The sequence below is a fragment of the Phytoactinopolyspora endophytica genome (assembly GCF_004138495.1).
Lineage (GTDB): Bacteria > Actinomycetota > Actinomycetes > Jiangellales > Jiangellaceae > Phytoactinopolyspora > Phytoactinopolyspora endophytica.
The window spans coordinates 62,436-64,404 of record NZ_ML142872.1 but is presented as its reverse complement, the minus strand read 5'-3'; the positions used below and the strand labels follow the sequence as shown (position 1 = coordinate 64,404).

The 1,969-nt window shown below is 66.2% G+C and carries 3 protein-coding genes; 2 read left to right on the top strand and 1 reads right to left on the bottom strand.

Going from position 1 to position 1,969, the window contains the following annotated elements; all coding sequences use genetic code 11:
• Positions 1-218: 218 nt before the first annotated feature.
• Entirely contained in the window at positions 219-848 is a 630-nt protein-coding gene (locus ELR45_RS30905) for a GNAT family N-acetyltransferase (RefSeq protein ID WP_205857606.1), read from the top strand.
• A gap of 9 nt (positions 849-857) precedes the next feature.
• On the opposite strand, the gene ELR45_RS30900 is transcribed toward ELR45_RS30905, so the two are convergent.
• The gene (locus ELR45_RS30900; RefSeq protein WP_129669716.1) at positions 858-1,469 is read right to left on the bottom strand and encodes a PadR family transcriptional regulator; all 612 of its coding nucleotides are present in this window, start codon (positions 1,467-1,469) and stop codon (positions 858-860) included.
• Positions 1,470-1,694: 225 nt separating this feature from the next.
• Here ELR45_RS30900 and ELR45_RS41780 point away from each other — a divergent pair.
• On the top strand, positions 1,695-1,969 hold a 275-nt coding region (locus ELR45_RS41780), incomplete at its 3' end, for an ATP-binding cassette domain-containing protein (protein WP_240760274.1).

Genomic DNA, 1,969 nt, shown 5'->3' with positions numbered 1-1,969 from the left:
CCGCCCTGACGGGAACTCGTGGACGTCCACCACCATCGTGCTGACCACGAACACCTCGTCGTCCATGTCCCGGTCGGGGATGATGAAATGGTCCCCGACCTGCGGTTCCCATCGCAGGCCTGCATCCTGGAGCCTGCGAGCCAGATCGATGGAGATCATCGTTCCATTCTGCACGGTAGGGTGGCGCCTTTATCATGGTGCGGCCAGAAGGGAGTTCCGTGGAGATCAGGTGCTACGAGCCGGACGATCTGCCCGCCCTCTACGACATATGCTTGCGTACCGGGGACAGCGGTGCGGATGCCACGGGTCAGTTCGCTGATCCGAAGCTGCTCGGCGAGGCGTATGCGGCACCGTACGCTGCGCACAACCCATCGCTGATCTCCGTGGCCGTCGACGAGGACGGCGTCGCCGGGTACATCATCGGCTGCCTCGACACCCTCACCTTCGAGGACTGGTGCCGGCGGGAATGGTGGCCGCCGCTGCGCGAGCGGTACCCGGAACCCGCCGATGACGACGCCAGTCGTGACGCACGGATCATCCGGATGTTCTACGCCCCGGACCGTCCATGGCCGCGGCCGTACCTGGACCCGCCCGCCACACACCCATCGCACCTGCACATCGACCTGCTGCCACACGCTCAGGGGCACGGCCTGGGGCGACGGCTCATGGATCGGCTGCTGGACCAGCTCGCTGTCTTCGGCTCGCCCGGTGTCCATCTCGGAGTCTCGGCGCGCAATAGCCAGGCGATCGGGTTCTATCAGCGAATCGGGTTCACCCCGCTGCTGGTCGAGCCGCCGGCCGATCGGAAGCCCACCGGCCACGTGCTGGGCTTGACCCTCCCACGGTAGGAAGCGCCGCTACGCGTAGGGGTTATCGCAGCCCTCCGGGAGCACCTCCACCGAACGCTCCCCCTCACCTGCCATCACGTACGCGCCGCCCTCCAATCGCGCGATGAGACCGAGGGTCCACTCCATGCTGCTGTCCGCGTTGTGGATCCACAGCCGCATGATCTCACCGATATGCCCCCACTCCTGAGGGGGCGCACCCGGCGTCCAGTACTTGACCACCTCGTCCCTCCATCCTTGGAGGGACTCGACCCGTTCCTTGAGAAGCTCGATCGCCTCGCCTCGGGGGAGGTCGACGATAAACCCCACACCAGCGGTCAGGACGTCGATCTTCTGGTCGTACGCGCGCACCGCCTCCCGGAGCAGGTCGAGGTAGGTCTCTTCCCCGTCCGGGGTGATCTCGTACTCAGTCCGGGGCGGGCCGCCCGCAGTGCTGGGCGCGATATCGTGCGCATGCAGCAGGCCTTCCTTCGCCAGTTGTTTCAGAGCGTGGTAGATCGAGCCCGGCTTGGCCGTGGACCATTGGTGTGCACCCCAGAACTCCAGGTCGTTGCGGACCTGGTAGCCATGGGCGCGTCCATGCTGGCGGACAGCGCCCAGCACCAGCAGCCGCATCACCGACACTCGATTCTCCTCTCGCTGACGTCTCGACCACAGCGCCGCCGCTCCCGGGCCTGCGGACCGTCCGGCTACTCGCCGGGCCGGATCAGAGTCCGCCGACTCTCGTGGCCAGCGTATCGGGTACGCCAATCGAGCAAGCGCGGCGGCTCATCAAGTTTGACTAGACCGCCGGTTGGGTATTACGGTCTGGGCTGACTGGTCAAATTTGATTAGATGGAAGGACCGACCGTGCGTACTCGCGACGGAACCGACGCGATCAGAGTCGAGGGACTGACCAAGCTGTACGGGGAGAAGGAGGCACTGGCCGGAATCGACCTGGCCATCCCGCGAGCCACTGTGCACGCCGTTCTGGGACCGAACGGCGCGGGCAAGACCACCATGGTCCGGATCCTCGCCACCCTGCTCCGGCCCAGTAGCGGCACCGCCACCGTGGCCGGGTTCAATGTCCTACGTGAGCCGGACGAGGTCCGGTACCGGATAGGCCTGCTCGGCCAGCATGCCGC